Below are 21657 nucleotides of genomic sequence, written 5' to 3' on the forward strand. Positions count from 1 at the left end.
CCTGATTTCGTTGAACCTCCATAGAAGTCAGTTAAACCGTAGGTTTGGTAATATCTTGTAACGTTTTGAAAAAATTTATTCATGAAATTTGCTTAAGAATTTTTGATTTGAAACAAGCATGCGGCTTTTCAGACTTTTAAATTTCTTCGATAGAAATACAATCACGGCAAAATTTGTATAAGGAAAGATTATGTTTGTTGCATTGAAATGGGACCATCAAATAGGTGCACATTTTGTTTCTTGGATTGTCGTCGAGTGTTCGGGTGTGAGTGAAAAGTTTGGTTTACCTCAAGCATTACCTCCTCGCAGAGACATTGCCTATTTTGTAGACGAAAAAACAGCGGAATATGATGCAAAGGTATTTGCGGCCTATAAAAATGGTTTGCTTGATATCACTTTAGCAGACAAGTATGACCCTTATTTGTCTTCGCACCATGGCTTTTGTCATTACGAGTGGGATCACACTTATATGGGTGACTTGGTGAAACATGCAGTATTATATTGGGAAGATGGCAAACACCAGCAACTTAAGCCTTTTAGAGACGACATTGGTTATTTTATGTGCCCAAAGCAATCAGAAGCCGATAGCCAGTTTTATGCACAATATAAACTCGGCCTGTTAGATTTTAACTCAGAAAATTTAAAAACAGCCTAACAGGTTGCAAAGTGACATGAAGCTAGTTTGTGCTAGCTTCATTGTTTAATTTATTTTGAAAGTCTGATTTTACAATCTCAAGTGCAGCAAGTACGTCTTCGGCTGGCAGCTCATGTTGTTCAAGCAGCAGAATTAAGTCGACCGCTAATTTCACATGGGTTGGTGCATTTTCTAAACTATTGCTCATTCTAAAAGTTACTCACTGACCGTTGAACCCCTTTTAGCCACTTGTGTCATGGCAACATCAATTGCAATATCGACTCTTTGCTCCATTTGAATACGCTCGTGTTGTGGTAAATAAAAGGCCATGTCTACATCATAGCGAATATATCTTGCAGGCAGTTGATTAAGTACCGTGCAGCAAAAATCAGCCATAATATCATCATCGTATTTGTCTTGCAGGTTACGCTCAACGATGCGGTCTAGCATGACTTTTTCGTAATAATTGTGCACATCATCATGTAGTTTCATGTCATCTTCCTAATGTTTTTATTTTTTGAGTTTATACCAAAAATCAATAGTTTTCGAACACAGCGAGTAAAAGTTGTTTATGCACTTCAATCAGTTGCTCTTCATTGCGTTGATAGCCACCGCCAAGCCCAATCGATAAAGGGATATCGTTGTTTTTACAAAATGAAATTACAGTCTTATCACGCTCTAATACACCTGCTAGACTGATTTCTAGTAAACCGAGTTCATCTTTATGATAAATATCAGCACCAGCGTTATAGATGATAATATCGGGTCGATAGAGACGCTTAATTAAATCTAAAGCTTGCTCTAGCGTTTGCAAGTATTGTGCGTCTGTACACCCTTTTTCGAGTTCGAAATCAAGATCTGAGCGCGCTTTTGCTCGGGGGAAATTCTGAGCGCAGTGCAAAGAGCAAGTAATGATGTTGTCGTTGCCATATAAAATGTCTGCAGTACCATCTCCTTGATGAACATCGCAATCGAGGATCACAACGCGCTCAACAAGGTTTTGCTGGATCAGATGCTGTGCAGTTATGGCGTGGTCGTTAAAAATACAAAACCCTGCACCATGGTCAAACTGGGCGTGGTGATAGCCTCCACCTAGATTCAAACCGAGTCCATGTTCTAATGCGTGTTCAGCTGCCTCGATACTCGCACCAACAGAAAGTAAGGTTCTTTCAACTAATGTTGTTGACCATGGAAAGCCCATTTTTTTGATTGCTTTCTCAGATAAAAAGCCGTTTACAAATGCGTCGACATAATCAGCATCATGACAAAGCTTTATCTGCGCTAAGCTAGCTGGCTTTGGTTTAATTACTCGGTTGGAAAAACCCATAGCGTGAATTGTACTTTCAAGTTTTTGGTATTTCTTTATTGGAAAGCGGTGCCTCTCAGGCAGTTGTAGGGCACTGTATAGAGGGTGATAGAAAATCATTAGCGGTTTTGTTGTTTTTCAACTTGTTGAATTTTGTCTTCAGTGGCGGTAATGGCTTTTCTACATCGGCCAAGTCGGGCATGCAGTGCCAATATTTCTTGATTGATTGTACTTGCTTCAGCAGTACTTGCCGATGATAACTGTTGTTTACGAATATCGATCATCTCTTGTAAACGACGCTCAAATTCGTGGTTTTGTGATAGCTCTTGATACAGCTCATGAGAGCTTTGCATGATTTTCTTAACCGCTTGCTTGTATACTTTCGCTTTTTTAGGCTGGGTAAACTTATTTTCTTTGGCCCAAACAGGCGTCGATTTTAATACCTTTATAACGGCTTCTATTTGTGTGCTTAATTTTTCAAGGGCAAACGCATAGGCGTGACGTTTTTCTGGGCTTGGCAATCTTGCAAATGCTTCTTTGATCTCGTCTACATATTCGCACAATTTTAAGCTTTTTGTTGCAAACACGCTGTGTGCAAATAAACTTGGCTGTGCTTGAATGTAGCGGTTTTTATCAAACCACTTCGCTTTATCAAACTGGTGAGCATGCTGAGCAAGTTGCTCAATTTGCTGCTGTAATTTGACAATGGCTTGACTCATATAAAATAAGCCTCATAAATAAGTTTACCGGCAAGTACGATAACGACACTATTAAACAGGGGTTTTATCAGCTTATTGCCGAACTTAATTGCTGAGTGCGCACCTATCCACGCGCCTACCATTAAAAATAGCCCCATGGTCATGCCAAGTAAAAAGTTAACATGACCTAATGCAACAAAGGTGATCAGCGAAATAAAATTTGACACAAAGTTCATTGAACGCGCGAGTCCGCAATTCAACAATAAACTCATCTTATAAAGTAGGCTATTTGATGCTGTCCAAAAAGTGCCCGTACCAGGGCCAGCTAAACCATCAAAAAAGCCTAAACTTAACCCTTGTAACCACTGTTTTATTTTTAGTTGCAATGTTTTGGTCGGTAAATGATGACTGGTTTCAGTACTAAATTTACCAAATAAACTGTAGCAGGCTACAGCAATGATGATCACTGGGAGTAATTTGTTTAAAAACTCAATACTAAGATGATCTACCAATAGAGTACCGAGTAATGCACCTATTGCGGTTGCCAGTATAGATCCTGCCCAAAACTTGGGATTAAATAAGTTCTTTTTATAATAGGTGACACTGGCAGTAATTGAGCCAAAGCTTGCAGCAAGCTTATTGGTCCCTAATGTCATGTGCGGAGGTAAGCCTGCAGTAAGAAGAGCTGGCACAGTTAACATGCCGCCGCCGCCAGCTACCGCATCAATAAAACCTGCTATAAGAGCAACCAAACACAATAAGCCCCAAGTCATAGGGTCGAGCGCAAATTCAAACATTAATAATCTATTTGTCTTTTAAATGGCGGGAGGGTATCTAGCATGGCTTTACCATACCGTTTACTGACCAAACGCCTATCAAGGAGCGTGATTTTTCCTTGATCGGTTTCTTTTCTCAGCAGTCTACCACAGCTTTGTACTAATTTCTTTGCGGCATCGGGTACAGTGATTGATAAAAATGGATTACCACCTTTACTTGTAACAAACTCAGCTTGTGCCTCTTCTATTGGGGAGGTAGGTACAGCAAAAGGGATCTTAGTTATGACTAAATTTTCTAAATAAGCACCGGGTAAGTCGAGTCCTTCAGACAAACTTTGCGTTCCAAATAAAATACTGCCATGGCCAGAGTCAATGCGAGATTTGTGTTTTTTCAGTAGGGCATCACGTGAAAATTCGCCTTGCACTAGAATTTGCCAGTTCTTAAGGCGCATTTTTTTTGCAACATGTTCCATCTGCCAGTAGGAGGCAAATAACACCAAATTACCTTTAGTTCTGTCTAGATATTTAGGCAAAGCATCCGCTAAAAAGTCACTGAATGCTTTATCAGTGGGCTCTTTATCTGTGGTAGGTATATGTAGTGTCGCTTGTTTGGGATAATCAAACGGTGAATTAGCTTTAATATATTGCACGCCTTCTTCACCTTTTAACCCACTTTCTTTTGCGAAATGGTCAAATGTACCGAGTGCACTGAGCGTGGCTGAACATAATACGGCGCCTGCACATTCGCGCCAAAGTTTATCTTTTAAGTAGTAACCCACCTCAATTGGGCAGTCGCAGAGCAAATGGTCGTGATGGTTTTTATATTCAAGTCGCTTTATCCAACGAGCATGCGGAATAGTGTCACCTTTACTGGCGTAGCTGAACCACAGTTTTTGTAATTGCTCAAGACGGTTGATGTACTGCCCACTTTCGGCTAAAAGTGGATCGGCTAAGAATGCAGTCACGTCACCATCACTGACATCTAAAGTAAGTGCATCATGCATTTTATTTAGCGCTCTTAAGGCATCGAGTGTTGCATCGCTGATGTCTTTGGCTTTAATGGTTAATTGCTCAGGCACAATACCGTGTTCGAATCGATAAGTGTCATCGTCGTTATAATTAAAATCAGCTTGGTCTAGCAAGTCTCTGACCGACCTTAAATCTTTAGCCGCATCATTTGCGGCGTCGTTAAGCTTAAAGTTTTGACCAATGGCTTTTTGCGACACAATGGCGTTGGCCATCTTTTGACTGAACTTTAAAAGTTTTTCAATCCAATCTAATGTACCTTTAATGGTTGCCGCTGCGGATGAAAAGTCTCGAGTGATGTGAGGCAAATGGTGCGCTTCATCAATAACATAAAAGGTCTCATCGGGCTCAGGTAAGATTTTGCCGCCACCGAGCTCTAAGTCAGCAAGTAACAGAGCATGGTTAATAACAAGCACATCCATTTGCGCCATTTTTTGTCGTGCTAAATGGAATGGGCATAAATGATGAGATTTCATCTGTCTTTGACATGCGTGTTTATCGCAGGCAATTAAGTTCCATACTCGATCTGGAATGGTGTCAGCCCAACTGTCTCTATCACCTTGCCATTGTCTGTTCTGATAGGCATTTTGAAGTGCAACTAAGCAGTTTTTCTCTTGCTCAGATAGCGGGGAGCTCAATGTAGGCACGAGTGACATTTGCATCATGTCTTCGTCGAGTGCTGAATTTAATTTGTGCACACAGATATATCTATGCCTGCCTTTGACCAAATCAAATTTAAAATCGAGTCCTGAGTGCTCTTTAAAAAAAGGTAATTCTTTTTCAATGAGCTGCTCTTGTAAGGCGACGGTTGCAGTAGAAATGACGAGTTTTTTCTTTTTAGCCAATGCCAAAGGCAGGGCGCCTAAACAGTAGGCGAGAGACTTACCTGTACCAGTTCCGGCTTCTATTACACAGATTTTTTGTGATCTATGGTATTCGCCCGCTAAGACTTTGGCGATTTCTGCGACTAGATAGTTTTGGCTTTTTCTGGGTCTATAACCGTCTAAGCTTTCAGCAATGCTGGTATGTGTTGTTCGAATTGTTTTTTTTAATGCATCTGAAAGCATGAAGGTCGCCTAAAAAGTACAGTATGTATATAATTACAGTGTTTGATATTTTAGATGGGGTTTTATCTTGGCACAAGCTGTATACGAAGGCTTTATACTATCACGCCAGCAATTTAATCAGCAGGGGAAGTTGTGTCTTTGTTATTGGCTTATGACACCACAAGGTCCGGCAAAGGTAATTATACCCGATCAACAATCTGTTTTTTTCATTCGCCAGTCAGATGTAGCGCAAGCTAGAAGTCTTATCAAAGAGCAAGGGTTGCAATGTGACATAAAACCACTTTCATTAAAGCACTTCGACGGTGATCCCGTTGCAGCCTGTTATTTTTCTTCTAATCAGCATCTATTTCAAGCCAAGCAACACTTTTCTCAGCATATACGTTTGTATGAGGATGATATTCGTCATTGCGACCGTTATTTAATGGAACGATTCATTAAAGGTGGTGTATGGGTAAGTGGAAAAGTGAAGCAACGTAATGGTTTTATCGAGATCACGGATGCAAAGTTAAAAGAAAACCCAGACTACAAGCCAAATCTTTCTATGCTGTCACTTGATATTGAGTGTGATGGACAAGGGGTACTTTTTTCAGTCGGTCTTGTCAGCGAGCACTATAAAAGTGTCATCATGATTGGAGCGCCTCAGCAAACAGAGCAAAGTATTATTTGGGTCGAAGACGAAATAGAACTGCTGCAAGTTTTAATGCAGCAAGTGAAGGCTATAGATCCAGATGTAATCATTGGTTGGAATGTCATTGAGTTTGATTGTGTGGTTTTAGCTGAGCGGGCTGAAGCACTCGGTATTGACCTTTGTTTAGGGCGTGATAACGCCTCTATAGATATTTATAAAGGTAACTATGTTCGAGTTTTGATTTCAGGCCGAGTGGTCATTGATGGTATCGACACCATGAAAAATGCCACGTATCACTTTCCGAGTTTTAGCCTTGCTAATGTGGCGAGTGAAATCTTAGGTGAGCAGAAGCTTATCCAACAAGATAACCGCTTGTCTGAAATTATCAGGCAATTTAATGAAGATAAACTCGCTTTAGCAGCCTACAACTTGCAAGATTGCATGCTTGTTATGTCGATATTCAAGAAACTAAACTTGCTAGAATTTGCTATTGTCCGAACGCAAATGACAGGTTTGGAACTCGAAAAAATGGGCGGCTCAGTGGCTGCTTTTATTAATTTATACTTACCTTTATTACATCGAAGTGGCTATATCGCGCCAAATTTAGCCGAACATGGAGTGTCTTTTGAGAGCCCTGGTGGCTATGTTATGGAGTCCAAACCAGGCCTTTATAAAAATGTGCTCGTGCTTGATTTTAAAAGCCTATACCCATCTATTATTAGAACTTTTTTTATAGATCCGTTGGGGCTTATGAAAGGTTTAGAGAGTAAAGAAAGTGCATTAGAGGGGTTCAACGGCGGATACTTTTCCAAAATAGCACATCACTTGCCTAAATTGGTCGAGCAATTTTCAGAGAAACGACAAAACGCCAAAGAGCAAGGCGATGCCATGTTATCGCAAGCTATCAAAATTATTATGAATAGTTTATATGGTGTATTAGGCTCGAAAGGGTGTCGTTTTTATGATCCAAGGCTATCAAGTTCCATTACCTTGCGTGGTCATCAAATTATGCAAACAACGCGTAAATGGCTTGAAAGTTGGGGATATGAAGTTATCTACGGCGATACAGATTCTACTTTTGTTGCCTTACCCGAAGAGCTAACTGGTGAACAAAGCCACGAAATAGGTAAAGCGTTACAAAGAAAAATCAACCAAACTTGGTCTTTAGAATGCGAGGAATGTTTTGGCATTCAAAGCCATTTAGAAATTGAGTTCGAAACACATTACAGCCCATTTTTTATGCCGACTATCCGTGGGCAAGAAACTGGTTCAAAAAAACGTTATGTGGGTAGAGTGGAAAAGAATGGTCACTCTGAACTGGTATTCAAAGGTATGGAAACAGTCAGAAGTGATTGGACAGACATAGCTAAATTATTTCAAAAAGAATTAGTAGAAACTTTATTCTCTAAGGGGGATCTTGAGTCAGTCGCCCAAAAATACATCGAACAGATCCTCAGTGGTGAAAATGACCACTTACTTATTTACAAAAAACGCTTAGGCAAGCCACTTGAGCAGTATGTTAAGAATATCCCCCCCCATGTCAGAGCTGCAAAAACTCTTCCAAACTCAACTGATATTACCTTTCATAAAGGTACGGTTATTAAATATTACATTTCTAAATCAGGTCCAAAAGCAGTATTGAGTAATCATGATGTTCAGCAAGTTGATTACGAGCATTACATTCAAAAACAAATTATGCCCATTCTTAACATGTTTCTAGTTCATTTTAACGCGTTCAATTTCACGAGTAAGCAACATACCCTTTTTGACAATTAACGAATTATTAAAAATATTTTTTTTGATGCTTTTTGATGTAAATCAAATGTACCTATTATTTTCTTTTTTGCATTTAAACTCTCTTTATTTGTTCTGATTTTAGCAACTAAAGGTGTTTTCATGGTCATTTTATTTAAAAAAGGTACATGTATGTGTATTTAGTGTTGCAAATTGGTCATATTTTTAATTGACATGAATAATCTCTGTTGTTTAGTATGCAACTAGTTTATTGCATATGTTGCAATTACCTATAAGAGGGATAACCCTCAAAAAATTATAAAAGCTACTAACAAGTGGTCCCAGGGAGATAACATGTTAAATAATAAAGTTTCAAAAGCAGTTCGCTTAGCGATCGCTTTTGGCGCAGCTTCTACAGCTGCATTTTCAGCGAATACTTTTGCTGCAGACGAAGACGGTGCAGAAAAAGTTGAGCGTATCGAAGTAACTGGTTCTCGTATCAAGCGTACTGACCTAGAAGGTGCAAGCCCAGTAGAAGTAATTACTACTGCACAGTTTGAAGAACAAGGTCGTATTTCTGTTGCTGATGCACTTCGTAGCGTTACTTCAAACAGTTTTGGTTCATTCGTACCAAGTTCAGGTTCGTCTGCACAGTCTCAATCTACAGTAAGCCTTTTAGGTGCTGGTAGTGACCGTACCCTAGTACTAGTTGACGGTAAACGTGTTGCTGGTTCTCCATCACTAGGTGGCTCATCAGCAAATTTAAGCTCTATTCCAATGGCAGCTGTTGAGCGTATTGAAATCTTAAAAGACGGTGCTTCTGCTATCTATGGTTCAGATGCAATCGCGGGTGTAATCAACATCATTCTTAAGAAAGATTTTGAAGGTGCATCTTTCGACGTTCAATTTGGTCGTCCTTCAAATGAAGGTGCTGATACAAAGCAAATGTCACTTTCATTCGGTGTTAGCTCAGATAAAGGTAACATCACATTCGTATATGACCACCAAGAGCAAGGCGCTATTTTCGACAAAGATCGTGAATACACAGCGGCTTCTTGGGAAGATACAAATGGTGACGGCCTAGTTTCAATCTATGATGAAACAGTAGGTGTAAGTTACTATGGTGCAACTATACTTGGTCCTGATGGTTTTGTAGCTTCAGCTAAGTGTGATGATTTAGCTGCAAACGTACCAGGTTTCGTTGGTAAACTTGACCAAGGTTCACTATTAGGTGGTGTTGGCGGCGGTGAAGTGTGTGGTTTCGCATATGCTAACGTTTCTGCAAACATGGCTTCTACAAACAAAGATTCAATCATGGTTAGTTCTAACTATGAAATCACCGATGAGATTGAGCTATATGCTCGTGCTATGTTAAGCCGTAATGATTCTTTCGGTCGTTATGCTCCGCCAGCAGCTAAGTGGAACAACATGGCTGCAGGTAATGAGCACAACCCTTACGACGAAGAAGTAACAGGTTACTTCCGTTGGTATGGTATCGGTAACCGTGATGGTTTAGTAACTGACTATCAACAAGATTACATGATTGGTCTAAAAGGCATTGCTGGTGATTCAATTGAGTGGGAATTTGCTTACCACAAAGCTAAGCTAGACTACCGTTCAGTTGGTCGTTACTACTTAAGTTACTCAGGTCTTGCTTACAATGAAAAGTATGGTATTGACCTAGGTTCAGAAGAAGGCATCAATAACCTTCGTTCTACAACTTATACTGAAAACCAAAACGAAATGGATCACTACTTCTTCGGTATTGGTTTCGCAGCAGGTGAACTTGCTGGTGGCGAGATTCAGCACTACTTCGGTGGTGAGTACTTTGACCAATCATTTGACTCTCAGTACGACGCACAATCTGAAGCTGGTCTAATTGGTGGTTCAGCAGGTAACTCTTCAATGGGTGAGCGTGACACGACTGCTTTCTTCTATGAAATCGCAATGCCGTTCACTGACAATCTAATTGTAAGTGCTGCAATCCGTCGTGATGATTACAGCGATTTCGGTACAGTATCTAACCCAAGTGTGAAAGTAGAATATCGTCCAACAGATGAAATCTTACTACGTGCGTCATACTCAGAAGGTTTCCGTGCACCATCTCTTGATGAGCTACTAGCTGCAACATCATTCAGTGCAACAAGCGCAACTGACTATGTTGCTTGTGAAGCGCAGGGCATTTCTGCTTCTGACTGTAAATCACGTCAGTTCGATAACCTTATTCAAAGTAACGATCAATTAGGTCCAGAAGAGTCTGAGTACATTAATGCTGGTATCGTATATTCAGGTATCGAGAACTTTGCTGTTAAACTAGACTACTTCTCACTAGAAGTTAGTAATGTAATTTCTTCTATCACAGTTCAATCACTTATTAACGCTGAAGTAGGTGGTCAACTTGACGACCTAATGGCGAAGTACCCAGGTGTTAAGCTTGAACGTGATGCGAGCGGTGCAGTACTTGGTGACGTTGTAACTCGTTCTGAGAACGGTGCATTCATGTCAAGAAAAGGTCTAGACTTGAACCTTGAGTACAAGTTCGAAACTGGTTTCGGTGATTTCTCAGTAAGCAATACAACTACTTACCTACTTGAGTCAGCTGGTGACGTTTACTTCTCGGGTCCGTCACAAGATTTTATCGGTATGCCTGGTACACCTGATTGGCGTTCACAGTTCAATGTAAACTACTCGTTAGACAACCTATCAGTAGCTTGGACAACAGATATAATTTCTTCAGTATATGAAGATCAGTATCTAGACCTTGGAGATGGTAAGCCTGAAAACTTCCGTTACAAAGGTGAGAACCATGATCCAACGTACGTAACACATAACATTAATGTTAAATATTTCACTGAGTCATACGGTACATTCACATTAGGTGCACGTAACTTGTTTGACAAAGGCGTTGTAAAAGATGACGAAGGTTTCTGGAATTCTGATACTTTATACTATGCAGGTCACATTGGCCGTGAAGTATTTGCAGGCTACAGCATTAGCTTCTAATATTAGTTTATTAGTATAAATATAAGCCCCTCAACAGAGGGGCTTTTTTTTAGTTTTAAAATTTAGGGTAAGTAATATGAGCGAGCATTGGTCTGAATATTGGGAGCAAGGGCATATAACTTCATTTGGCGATGCTTTTAAAATGAATTACCAAGGTGAGATAAAAGCCTTATGGCAGAACTTTTCTAGAACTTTAGATGAACATTCAAAAGTGCTAGATATTGGTACTGGCAATGGTGCGGTAATAGAATTAATACAATCTGTTTCTCAGCATGAATGCGTTGGGATCGATCTGGCAAAAATAAATGATGAAGTAACAAAAAATATAAAAGGGCATTTCATTTCTCATGTTTCAGCTGAGAAAATGCCTTTTAAAGATGCTGAGTTCGATACGGTAATATCTCAATTTGCTCTTGAATATTCAGATATCGATTTGAGTTTAAGTGAAATACATAGAGTATTAAAATCAAAAGGTAAATTGCACCTTGTTTGCCACCATGAAAGTTCAATAATAGTTAAGCCTAACCGGCAGATCCTTGAAGCGGGTTTAGTGATTAAAGAGAATATGCTTAAAGATTTAAAAGGCTTAGTGAATGCATTAATTAATAATAAACCTAGTGGCATATATAAAGAAAAAATTGAGCAATTTATATCTTCATTTCAGCCATTAGAAAAAGTCAGCCTTGATGCAACAAATTTTCCGGCGTTTTATCAATTTATAACTGAAAATAAAAGCGTTGACTTTGAACAAGCATATAAACTATTCGAATCAGAGCTTGAGTTATTATTGTTAAGGTTGAATGAACTTAAACAGGCAGCAGAAAATACCGAAATACTGTTGCATAAAATTAATAATACTCAATGTTACTCGGATGTAGTGGTTAGAGAGCTAAGAGACACATCTAATGGTTTAATCGCGGTTGTTATTTCTGCAGAGAAGTGTTCAGGGATTCTTAATTGAATTTATTAAACTTAGAACAACAAAGTATTTGGTTATTTCTGATTTGGAGATGATTACTATTTAGATGCTCTAATTTTTTACTTCGTTAATCAAATTTCTTTTCTAATATCGCCGTGATTTCACTTTTCTCTAGACCTATCAAGTATTTATTTTTCGTTAACCTAGGTTGTTCACAAACACGATTGTTGAAGAAAGTGTAAATTTTTATCTCCAATTGGTTGACCTTTTGTTGTTCCTGCTATTAGTATGTTGCCGGAGTATTGCATTAGGTACATTTGTTAAATTTGCAATAGTTCAATAAAAACATTAAAAAACAAAATCTTACGAAGTGAGATCAGGGAGAAATAAATGTTAAACAATAAAGTTTCAAAAGCAGTTCGCCTAGCGATTGCTTTTGGTGCGGCTTCAACAGCTGCGTTTTCAGCAAATACTTTTGCTGCTGAAGAGACAGAAGCAAAAGAAGAAAAAGTAGAGCGCATCCAGGTTACTGGTTCTCGTATCAAACGTTATTCTGAAGTAGCGCCTACTCCAGTAACAGTTTTCTCAGGTGCAGACCTAAGCGATGCAGGTATAACTAACGTTGGTGATCTTTTAGATTCAACACCTTCTGCTGATATCGGTACTTCTTTAACTACTGGCCAAGGTATTTTCGGTGCTGGTATTCGTACTACTAACCTACGTGGCTTAGGCACTGGTCGTACACTAGTTCTTGTAAATGGTAAGCGTTTTGTATCATCAAGTGTTACAAGCTCTGCAGTTGACCTTAACATGATCCCAACTGCGGTAATCAAGCGTGTAGAAATTACTCACGGTGGTGCTTCAGCTGTATACGGTTCTGACGCGATGGCTGGTGTTGTTAACATCATCCTTGAAGACTCTTATGATGGTTTCAGCATTGATGCTCTAACTTCAAGACCGCAACAAGACAACGGTGAAGAAGACGTATTCTCTCTAACGTTTGGTAGCGAAAATGAAGACAACAGCTTCATTTTTAATGCGACATATTCAAACATTGGCCAATTAGATGGTCGTGACAGAGACTTTATCCGCGACACGATCGTTACTATGCGTAACCCTGAGAATACAGGTGAAGAAGATGGTATTCCTCAGTTCGTTTTAGCACCGCAAAAATTCCAAGGCTTACCTCAAGTATTAGGCGCTTACGACCGTAAGGGTATGGTAACTCTTGGTGGTCAAAGCTACACATTTGGTCCTAATGGTGAATTGAATCCTGCAAATACAGGTATCGGTCCTCGTCCAGCTCCAAATGCACAAAACCGTTTTTACGGTGAAGATGCTGACGGTTATAAATTCCTAGATCATACATACATTGCAGTACCTCTTGAGCGTCTAAATACGTTCACAGCAATTAACAAAGATATTAATGACGATCATAGTGTTAGCTTTGAAATGGCTTATGGTAAAACGTCATCTGTATCTGATTCAAGCCCAGTATTCCTTGCAAAGCCTATTCGTGTTGATAACCCTTTCTGGGGTCAAGATGCAAGAGATATCTTCAATGAGCAAGGTGCAAACCCAGAAGATGTTGCTTGGATCACTAAGTTAGGTGTAGGTGGCGGTAAGCGTCAATTCTACAATGACCAAGCATACTTCAGCGGTACTCTATCTGTGAAAGGTGTTATCATGGATGAGTATGACTACGAAGTTTATTACAACTACGGTAGAAATACAGAAGACGCGCATTGGGGCGGTGAGCTATTAGAAGCACACTTAGATAACGCGCTTGATGCAACACTTCTTGACGGCTCTATTGTTTGTGCAGACAGAAATGATGCTGGCGAAGTTGTTGGTGCTATCGCAGGTTGTGCTCCGTTAAATTTACTTGGCCAAAATGCAGCATCAGAAGAAGCATTGAACTATGTAAATACTGATGGTACACAACACAGTGTTAAGAGCCAGAAAGTTCTAGGTGCGTCTATCTCAGGTGCTGCTTTTGAACTACCAGCAGGTGCAATTTCGTTTGCTTTAAGCGGTGAATACCGTGAAGAGCGTGGTGAAAGAACGCCAGGCGCAGCAATGCAGAACAACCTACTTTTCAACAACTTTGTTCGTGCATGGGACGGAGAGTTTGACGTAACTGAGCTTGGTTTAGAAGTATCTATCCCACTATTGGCTGATACTTTCTTAGCTGAAGAACTATCGCTAGATATTGCATACCGTGCGATGGATTACTCTACAGTAGGTCGTAACAGTGCATACAAAGTTGGTTTTGCGTGGCAGCCAATTGACGATATCCGTGTTAGAGCTACACGTTCGAAATCAGTTCGTGCGCCAGAGCTAGACGATTTGTTTAACACAGGTACACAGTCATTCGCATCTTACCGTGATCCATGTGATGCAGTACAAATTGAAGCCGCTGAAGATCAATTTAAAGCAGCAATTCGTGCTAACTGTGCGGCGGATGGAATTCCAGTTGCAGATGAGTGGAGACCAAGTCAGGCATGGCGTGAAGTTACACCGCAAAGTGTAAATGGTGGTAACCCGAACCTTCAGGAAGAGACTTCAGAAGATACATTATTCGGTATCGTATATACTCCGACTGATAACCTTGGCGTAATTGTTGACTACTGGAATTATAAGATTGAAGATGCACTAACTTTTGTTGGCCCTCAAACAATCGTTAACAACTGTTACCGCTCTTCTAACTTTGCAACAAACGAGTATTGTCAGTTATTTGACCGTCGTGCAAACTTAGACATCATCGAAGTTAAAGCTGCTTCAGCTAACCTAGCATACATCGAGATGAAGGGTGTTGACATTGAAGCTAACTACAAGCTTGATACGTCTTTCGGTGAGTTCAAGTTCCGCGCTATCGCAAACTACCTTGCTGAGAACGAGCGTATTGACGATGTGAACGATGATCAATATACGTTCAACCCTACAGTGGGTGAAGAGCGTTACCCTCGTTGGAAAGCGACTCTAAGCATCGGTTATACACTTGATGACTTATATGTTGGTCTATTCACTAAGTACCGTCACTCAACTGTTCGTGACCGTGTTTGGACAATTGAAAACAACAACTACAACGATATCCGCTCTCATACTGAGTTTGATCTAAATGCTCGCTACAATATTTCTGAGCAGTTAACAGTAAGAGCAGGCATCAATAACCTATTTGACGTAACACCACCTCGTGTACCAGGTGTATATGATTCAGATAACGGTTACTACGATATGTATGGTCGTACATTCACTGCAGGTGTTAACTTTAAGTTCTAATTTAAGTTAGCCTGATAAAATTAAAAACCCTCGATACGTTCGAGGGTTTTTTTATCTCACGTCAACCACTTTACTTGCCTTTTTATACTGAATTTTAAATCCCTGCCATGCTGGCAATTCCCATCTTTTAGGTGCATCTTTGCGCGCGCCGCTTTCATAATGTAGGGTTAAACGCTTTGCTTTAAAGAAATACTCAACAGATAGTTTTAACTCAGGTAAATCGACTTTAAGCGGATATTTTTCTTTAAATGGCTCGATTAACCAAGATTCCACACCTTGATAAAATAAGTCTTCAGGTTCGATCAAAGCCAAGTCATCTTGTTCACGAATGCCTAAATCCGTCAACGTTTCTAGCAAATATAGCTCGGCTGTTGGCAGTGCCTCTGTGGTATTTTCTGATTGGTTATAAAGGGTATGAAAATCAATTGCCTCAGTCACTTGGCCAGCAACGCCTGGCATTAATTGATTATCGAGAATCAGCTCAACACAGGCGGGAATGAGTGTCTCTGAGGTAACAGTTTCAAGTTTTGACGAAAGCTCTATCCCGGCAAAAATATGGCTGATATTCACCATGATGTCATCGTTAATGATTTCAGCGTTGCTGAGTGTGGTTTCGCACTGCGCAAATTCACTAATAAGATTAAGCGATATAGGCGCGGCGCAGGTTGCCAACGTCATGGCTTGTTTTGTGCCTTTACCAGCCATGGCATACGTGTCTAACACTATCATTGCTTGCGCCTTATCGTTAATGCGAGACTCTTTGGCAGGGATCACTTCACTGTGGCCATTACCAAATGCACCGCGTCGATTATTTCTTTTTATATAAAGTAAATCAGGTCGGGCTTGAGCAATATGTTGTAAGAGTAAATTTCTATCAAAACTCGCGGCTTTACTCAGCTCTGGTAATGAAAAGGCCTCTCGTAGTTGTTCGCTAAATTGCTTGGCCTCTTCAAACGCGTTTTGTTCGACATTTACATGAGGGGCTTTACCTCTAAGTAGATTAATAGCTAATTCTAGATCGCAATGATTGGGTAGGGCCTTGTTTAATTCTTCGAGTTGCTCTGAATTATTAGGTAGCTGATAAACCCGTGCTGGCACACTTAAAACGGCGAGGGCATCGATCATGGCTTGTTTTAGTGCTCCGCTTGGCATCTGCGTAATTAAGTATGCATATTCTGCATCAATGGGCAGCGGATATAACACTTTGCCCAGCTCAGTGGGGTTCAAATCATTATCAAGGGCGTCGACTTTTTGTAATTGTGTAATGGCGGTATTTAACGAGCTACTTGGCAATGGCTCTAAAAATTGTAACGTATGTATGTTGTATCCTGCACAAGCACTCGCCAATACCAGTTCAGACAAGGCTTCACTGTGAATTTCTGGCGGCGTGGTTTTTATTAGTGGCGCATATTGACCGTATAAGCGTATGCAGCTACCTGCTTGCGTTCTACCTGCGCGGCCAAGTCGTTGTTTTGCAGAGTCCGTAGCTATGGCTTCTAGTGCGAGTACCGTTTTACCGCCACGAAGATGTGTACGACGCTCAAGGCCTGAATCAATCACACAAGTAATATTGGGTATGGTCAATGAGGTTTCAGCAACATTGGTTGCTAAGATAATACGTTGTTTTGATTGTTGTTTAAGCGCTAAATCTTGCTGAGATTTATGACAACCACTATACAAACCAATGACAATGGCATCTAACTCCTTGAGCGCACTTGCGGCACTTTGAATTTCGCCTTTGCCCGGTAAAAACACCAAAATATCGCCTTGGTTTTCATTCAATGCTTGAGCGCACGCTTGATACACCCTTGGGGCTAAGTCATGTTTGCTTGGCATCGCCCTCATATCATCCGCAATAAAAGTCTCTTCGACGGGGAACATCTTTCCCTCGCTATGCAGGTGTGTTGCTTGTAAATAATCACATAAAGGCTGTGTATCTAGTGTGGCAGAGGTGACGATGAGTTTATGGGCTTGGTGACTTTTGAGAAGAGCAAGCAGCAGATCCATGTCCCAGCGACGCTCGTGAAATTCATCGAGCATGACCACATCAAACGCTTTTAATTTAGACTCAAAAAACCACCGCAGTGCGACACCGGGTGTGGCAAAAATCACTTGGGTGTTTTCATCAAAGTGGCTTTCAAAACGAATGGCGTAGCCAATTTCTTTTCCGAGCGGTTGCTGGCTTTGCTCTGCTAAATATTCTGCAAGTGACGTACAGGCAATACGTCTTGGTTGTACTACTAACACTCGACCAATTTTTTTTGCCCAAACGGGTAAACAAGTCGATTTACCTGAACCAGTACTTGCGCTGATCACAAGCGGAGAAGAGTCAATATGAGCGTGAAAATCAGCTTCTATCTGGGCTATAGGTAAAGTCATGGCAGCGCGTTCTATTTTATAATTTTTAAGTTTCTTGGATTTTATCAAAGCTATATTGAAATCGCTGCAATTCATACCAACTAAGTCATTAATAGAGTAAAGAGTATTCATATGATAAATATTTTCTTGATGTTGGCGCTCGTGGCCTTTGTGGTGATTTATTGGCGTTGGCACGATGTGATGAGGCAATATTGGCAGCATAAATATGCTGAGCAAAACCTGTCAGAGCAAGATAAGCAAATATTACTTAAATATATGCCTATCTATCGTAATATGACCGATAAAGATCGCGAAAAGCTTGAAAGTCATATTGTATGGTTTTTAGGTGAAAAGCGCGTATTAGGTCGTGATGGTTTAAAAGTGAATCGTGCCATGGCTTTGCTTATTGCCGCCGATGCTTGTTTATTGGTGCTAAACAGTCAATGGCCCTTATACCCAAATGTCAAAGAAGTGCTGTTATATCCCAGTAGTTACTATGCGCCACAGCAAAGTCGCGATGCGGCGGGGCTGGTTAATTACCATACTTCAGTTAGACAAGGGGAATCTTGGCCCGGTGGTACTTTGGTTTTAAGTTGGGATAACGTAATTGAAGGGCATAGATTACCTGAAGATGGTCATAATCTGGTATTTCACGAATTTGCCCATCAGCTTGATCAACAAACAGGGCAAACCAATGGCACACCCCAGTTACGCTCACAGGCCATGTATAAACAATGGGGCAAAGTGTTTACCCGTGCATTTTCAAACCTCAAAAGTCATGTGGCTTACGGCATGCATCATGTTATGCATAGTTACGGAGCAACCAATGAGGCGGAATTTTTTGCGGTGCTGACCGAGACATTCATAGAAAAACCGTTTGAGCTTAAGCAATACGACCCAGAGTTATTCACTTTGCTGACGGATTATTACCAGTTTGACCCCCGTAACTGGTACCGTCGATAAAATCTGCAACTGGTGGCTTTTTCTGGTATCTCATTCGAAATTTTGTTGCAATCAATTGTAATGATAACTGAGAGACAACAAGATGAAAAAACAGTTCTATAGTGCGCTCGCACTTTCTGTGTCATTGGCACTAGGCAGTGCACAGGCCGCAGAAAAATCAGAAAAATGGCAAGTAGATGCGCCGCAAGGTGAGTTCTTTGATGCGAAAGTATCGGTAGAGCAAGGTACTTGGATGAATGTCGATGTCAGCCCTGACGGTAAAACCATCGTATTTGATTTGCTTGGCGACATTTACACTATGCCGATGAAAGGCGGTAAAGCCACACAGTTAACTTCAGACATTGGTTGGCAAATGCAACCACGTTTTAGTCCTGATGGTCAGTATATTGCCTTTACTTCAGATCAAGGTGGTGGCGACAATATTTGGGTGATGAAGAGTGATGGAACAGAGCAAACGGCCGTTACCAAAGAAACCTTCCGCTTATTAAACAGTCCTGCATGGAGCCCGGATGGTAACTTTATTGTGGCGCGTAAGCACTTTACGGGTACTCGCTCTTTAGGTGCAGGTGAAGTTTGGATGTACCACAAAAGTGGTGGTAATGGTGTTCAACTCACTAAGCGTCCAAATGAGCAAAAAGATTTAGGCGAACCTGCGTTCTCGCCAGATGGACGTTATGTATATTTCTCACAAGATGCCACACCGGGAAAAACTTTCCACTACTCAAAAGATTCAGTGGCAGGCATTTATAAAATTAAGCGTTTAGACAGAGAAACAGGTGAGATCGAGGTGATCTTATCGGGCATGGGCGGCGCTATTCGTCCAACCCCGTCACCAGATGGTAAAACACTGGCATATATTAAACGTGACGATTTTCAATCAAGCCTCTATTTATATGACTTAGAGTCAGGTGAGCATACTAAGCTTTATGGTGAACTTGAGCGCGATATGCAAGAGACTTGGGCCATTCACGGTGTGTATCCAACCATAGCTTGGACGCCAGATCAAAAACATTTGGTATTCTGGGCGGGTGGTAAAATTCATAAACTGGCAGTGAAAGACAAGTCAGTTGAAGAAATTGCTTTTAAAGTTGAAACCACCAAAAAGCTGCAAAAAGCATTACGTTTTGCTCAAGACATCGATGAGCCAGAATTCGATGTAAAAATGCTTCGTAACGTACAAGTATCTCCTGACGGTGAAACGGCTATTTTTGAAGCCATGGGTCACATTTATAAAAGAGATCTTGAGTCGGGCAAAATTAAGCGTTTGACTAAGCAAAAAGATCATTTTGAATTCTTCCCACAATTTTCGCGTGATGGCAAAAAGATTGTTTATGTCACTTGGGATGACAAAGAGCAGGGCTCGGTACGTGTTGTATCTGCACGTTCAGGCAAAGGTAAAGCAGTTACTAAACAGCCAGGCAAATATGTAGAGCCAACATTTAGCCCTGATGGTGATACTGTGGTTTACCGTAGAACTTCAGGCAGTTCAATTTTAACACCTGAGTGGTCGTTAAAGTCGGGGATTTACAAAGTTTCAAGTAAAGGCGGTGAATCAGAGCTCATCACAGAGTCTGGGTTCCAACCTCAGTTTGCTGACAGAAACGACCGTATCTTTGTAATGGCGGGGTGGCCTAAACCGCAATTGCGCGCAGTAAACTTAGAGACGAAGAAAACACAGGTTTTATACGAATCAAAACATGCGACTGAATACCGTGTATCTCCGGATGGTAAATACCTCGCATTTGCTGAGCGTTTTAAAGTATTTGTGACGCCATTTGTAGAAAGTGGCAAAACCATTAATATCTCTCCGAGCGACAAACAGTTCCCTGTTGAGCAGTTATCTGTCAGAGCGGGTGAGGGCATTTCATGGAGTGCTAAAGGCGATAAACTATATTGGAGTCTAGGACCTGAGCTTTATCACGCATCACTTGCAGGCATGTTTGATATCAATAAAGCAGAAGATGCTGACTTTAAAGTGGCAAGTGGCACAAACATTGGTTTTAAACAGAAAATGGCCGAGCCAAAAGGCATGATAGCGTTAACTGGCGCAACCATTGTTACCATGAAAGGCGAGCAAGTTATCGAAAATGGTGTGGTGCTGACTGATGGCAAACACATCAAAGCCGTGGGTTCACAAGCTGATGTGCGTATTCCAAAAGGCGCAAAAGTGATTGATGTAACAGGTAAGACTATTTTACCTGGGCTGGTGGATGTACACGCGCACGGTGCGCAAGGCAGTAACGAGATCATTCCAGAACAAAACTGGAAGAACTTTGCGGGCTTATCTTTAGGTGTAACAACCATTCACGATCCATCAAACGATACCACAGAGATCTTTGCAGCCAGCGAAATGCAAAAAGCAGGTAAAATTGTTGGACCTCGTATTTTCTCAACCGGCACAATTTTGTACGGTGCGAATATGCCGGGTTATACATCACACGTAGATTCATTAGACGATGCTAAGTTCCACTTAGAGCGTTTACAAAAAGTCGGTGCCTTTAGTGTGAAGTCTTATAACCAACCGCGCCGTGAACAGCGTCAGCAAGTAGTTGAAGCGGGTCGTCAGTTAGGCATGATGGTTGTGCCTGAGGGTGGTTCATTGTTACAACACAACCTCACTATGGTCGTTGATGGACATACTGGTATTGAGCACTCGTTACCTGTCTCGCATATCTATGATGACATTAAGCAGTTATGGTCGCAGACTGATGTAGGTTATACACCAACGCTAGGTGTGGCTTATGGCGGTATTTGGGGTGAAAACTACTGGTACGATAAAACCGATGTGTGGGCACACCCAAGATTAAGTAAGTTTGTGCCTAAGAACCAATTACTACCCCGTTCAATGCGCCGTATTAAATCACCAGATCATCATTATAATCACTTCAACAATGCGCGCGTGTCTGCTGAATTACAAGATTTAGGTGCACTTGTGAACCTTGGTGCACATGGTCAGCGTGAAGGCCTAGCGGCACACTGGGAAATCTGGATGTTTGCACAAGGTGGCATGACGCCACATGAAGCATTGCGTGCGGCCACGATTGATCCGGCTAAGCATATCGGTCTTGATGAACATATTGGTTCAATTGAGGCGGGCAAATTAGCTGACTTAATCGTGCTTGATAAAAACCCGCTAGATAACATCAGAGATACGGACAAGATCAGTCATACAATGATCAATGGCCGTCTATTTGATGCGTCAACGATGCAAGAAGTCGATGCGAAAAAACGTGAGAAGTTATTCTTCGAAGAGTAACTTTTTC

Annotated in this window: 14 protein-coding genes; 7 read left to right on the forward strand and 7 right to left on the reverse strand. The window is 41.0% G+C overall.

Annotated features, from left to right (window positions below; genetic code table 11):
* The first annotated feature begins 190 nt into the window (after window positions 1-190).
* The gene (locus AAEU28_RS16745; protein WP_421965145.1) at window positions 191-655 is read left to right on the forward strand and encodes a hypothetical protein; all 465 of its coding nucleotides are present in this window, start codon (window positions 191-193) and stop codon (window positions 653-655) included.
* A gap of 22 nt (window positions 656-677) precedes the next feature.
* Here AAEU28_RS16745 and rsmS read toward each other — a convergent pair whose 3' ends face one another.
* From rsmS to dinG, 6 genes are read right to left on the reverse strand one after another with little or no spacing between them, the layout of a single operon-like run.
* On the reverse strand, window positions 678-842 hold the full coding sequence (rsmS, locus tag AAEU28_RS16750; RefSeq protein WP_421965146.1) for a pleiotropic regulatory protein RsmS: 165 nt from the start codon (window positions 840-842) through the stop codon (window positions 678-680).
* A gap of 8 nt (window positions 843-850) precedes the next feature.
* The gene (locus AAEU28_RS16755) at window positions 851-1126 is read right to left on the reverse strand and encodes a late competence development ComFB family protein (protein WP_421965147.1); all 276 of its coding nucleotides are present in this window, start codon (window positions 1124-1126) and stop codon (window positions 851-853) included.
* 43 nt (window positions 1127-1169) lie between these two features.
* Window positions 1170-2060, reverse strand: coding sequence for a histone deacetylase (locus AAEU28_RS16760; protein ID WP_421965148.1), 891 nt, complete (start codon window positions 2058-2060; stop codon window positions 1170-1172).
* Window positions 2060-2659 carry a primosomal replication protein gene (locus AAEU28_RS16765; protein ID WP_421965149.1) on the reverse strand — a complete coding sequence of 200 codons (600 nt, stop codon included), beginning with the start codon at window positions 2657-2659 and terminating at the stop codon, window positions 2060-2062. The genes AAEU28_RS16760 and AAEU28_RS16765 overlap by 1 nt, the downstream gene beginning before the upstream one ends.
* The gene (locus tag AAEU28_RS16770; RefSeq protein WP_421965150.1) at window positions 2656-3435 is read right to left on the reverse strand and encodes a TSUP family transporter; all 780 of its coding nucleotides are present in this window, start codon (window positions 3433-3435) and stop codon (window positions 2656-2658) included. Before AAEU28_RS16770 ends, AAEU28_RS16765 begins: the two co-directional genes overlap by 4 nt.
* Entirely contained in the window at window positions 3435-5507 is a 2073-nt protein-coding gene (gene dinG / locus AAEU28_RS16775) for an ATP-dependent DNA helicase DinG (protein ID WP_421965151.1), read from the reverse strand. Before dinG ends, AAEU28_RS16770 begins: the two co-directional genes overlap by 1 nt.
* Before the next feature lie 67 nt (window positions 5508-5574).
* Between dinG and AAEU28_RS16780 the strand changes: the two genes are divergently transcribed.
* The 4 genes from AAEU28_RS16780 (at window position 5575) to AAEU28_RS16795 (ending at window position 15073) form a co-directional block, all read left to right on the forward strand.
* Complete coding sequence (locus AAEU28_RS16780) at window positions 5575-7911, forward strand: DNA polymerase II (RefSeq protein ID WP_421965152.1); 2337 nt, start codon at window positions 5575-5577, stop codon at window positions 7909-7911.
* A gap of 312 nt (window positions 7912-8223) precedes the next feature.
* Window positions 8224-10872, forward strand: a complete 2649-nt coding sequence (locus tag AAEU28_RS16785; RefSeq protein WP_421965153.1) for a TonB-dependent receptor domain-containing protein — start codon at window positions 8224-8226, stop codon at window positions 10870-10872.
* 76 nt (window positions 10873-10948) lie between these two features.
* Entirely contained in the window at window positions 10949-11833 is an 885-nt protein-coding gene (locus AAEU28_RS16790; RefSeq protein WP_421965154.1) for a class I SAM-dependent methyltransferase, read from the forward strand.
* A gap of 348 nt (window positions 11834-12181) precedes the next feature.
* A complete protein-coding gene (locus AAEU28_RS16795) occupies window positions 12182-15073 on the forward strand; it encodes a TonB-dependent receptor domain-containing protein (RefSeq protein ID WP_421965155.1) in 2892 nt (963 codons plus the stop codon).
* Between the two features lie 51 nt (window positions 15074-15124).
* Here AAEU28_RS16795 and AAEU28_RS16800 read toward each other — a convergent pair whose 3' ends face one another.
* Window positions 15125-17452 carry a helicase-related protein gene (locus tag AAEU28_RS16800; RefSeq protein WP_421965156.1) on the reverse strand — a complete coding sequence of 776 codons (2328 nt, stop codon included), beginning with the start codon at window positions 17450-17452 and terminating at the stop codon, window positions 15125-15127.
* 111 nt (window positions 17453-17563) lie between these two features.
* Here AAEU28_RS16800 and AAEU28_RS16805 point away from each other — a divergent pair, with 111 nt between their 5' ends.
* Entirely contained in the window at window positions 17564-18394 is an 831-nt protein-coding gene (locus tag AAEU28_RS16805; RefSeq protein WP_421965157.1) for a M90 family metallopeptidase, read from the forward strand.
* 82 nt (window positions 18395-18476) lie between these two features.
* Window positions 18477-21650: an amidohydrolase family protein gene (locus AAEU28_RS16810; RefSeq protein ID WP_421965158.1), complete on the forward strand. Its 3174-nt coding sequence runs from the start codon at window positions 18477-18479 to the stop codon at window positions 21648-21650.
* Window positions 21651-21657 lie beyond the last annotated feature (7 nt).

It is taken from the genome of Pseudoalteromonas sp. SS15, assembly GCF_049257195.1.
Classification (GTDB): domain Bacteria; phylum Pseudomonadota; class Gammaproteobacteria; order Enterobacterales; family Alteromonadaceae; genus Pseudoalteromonas.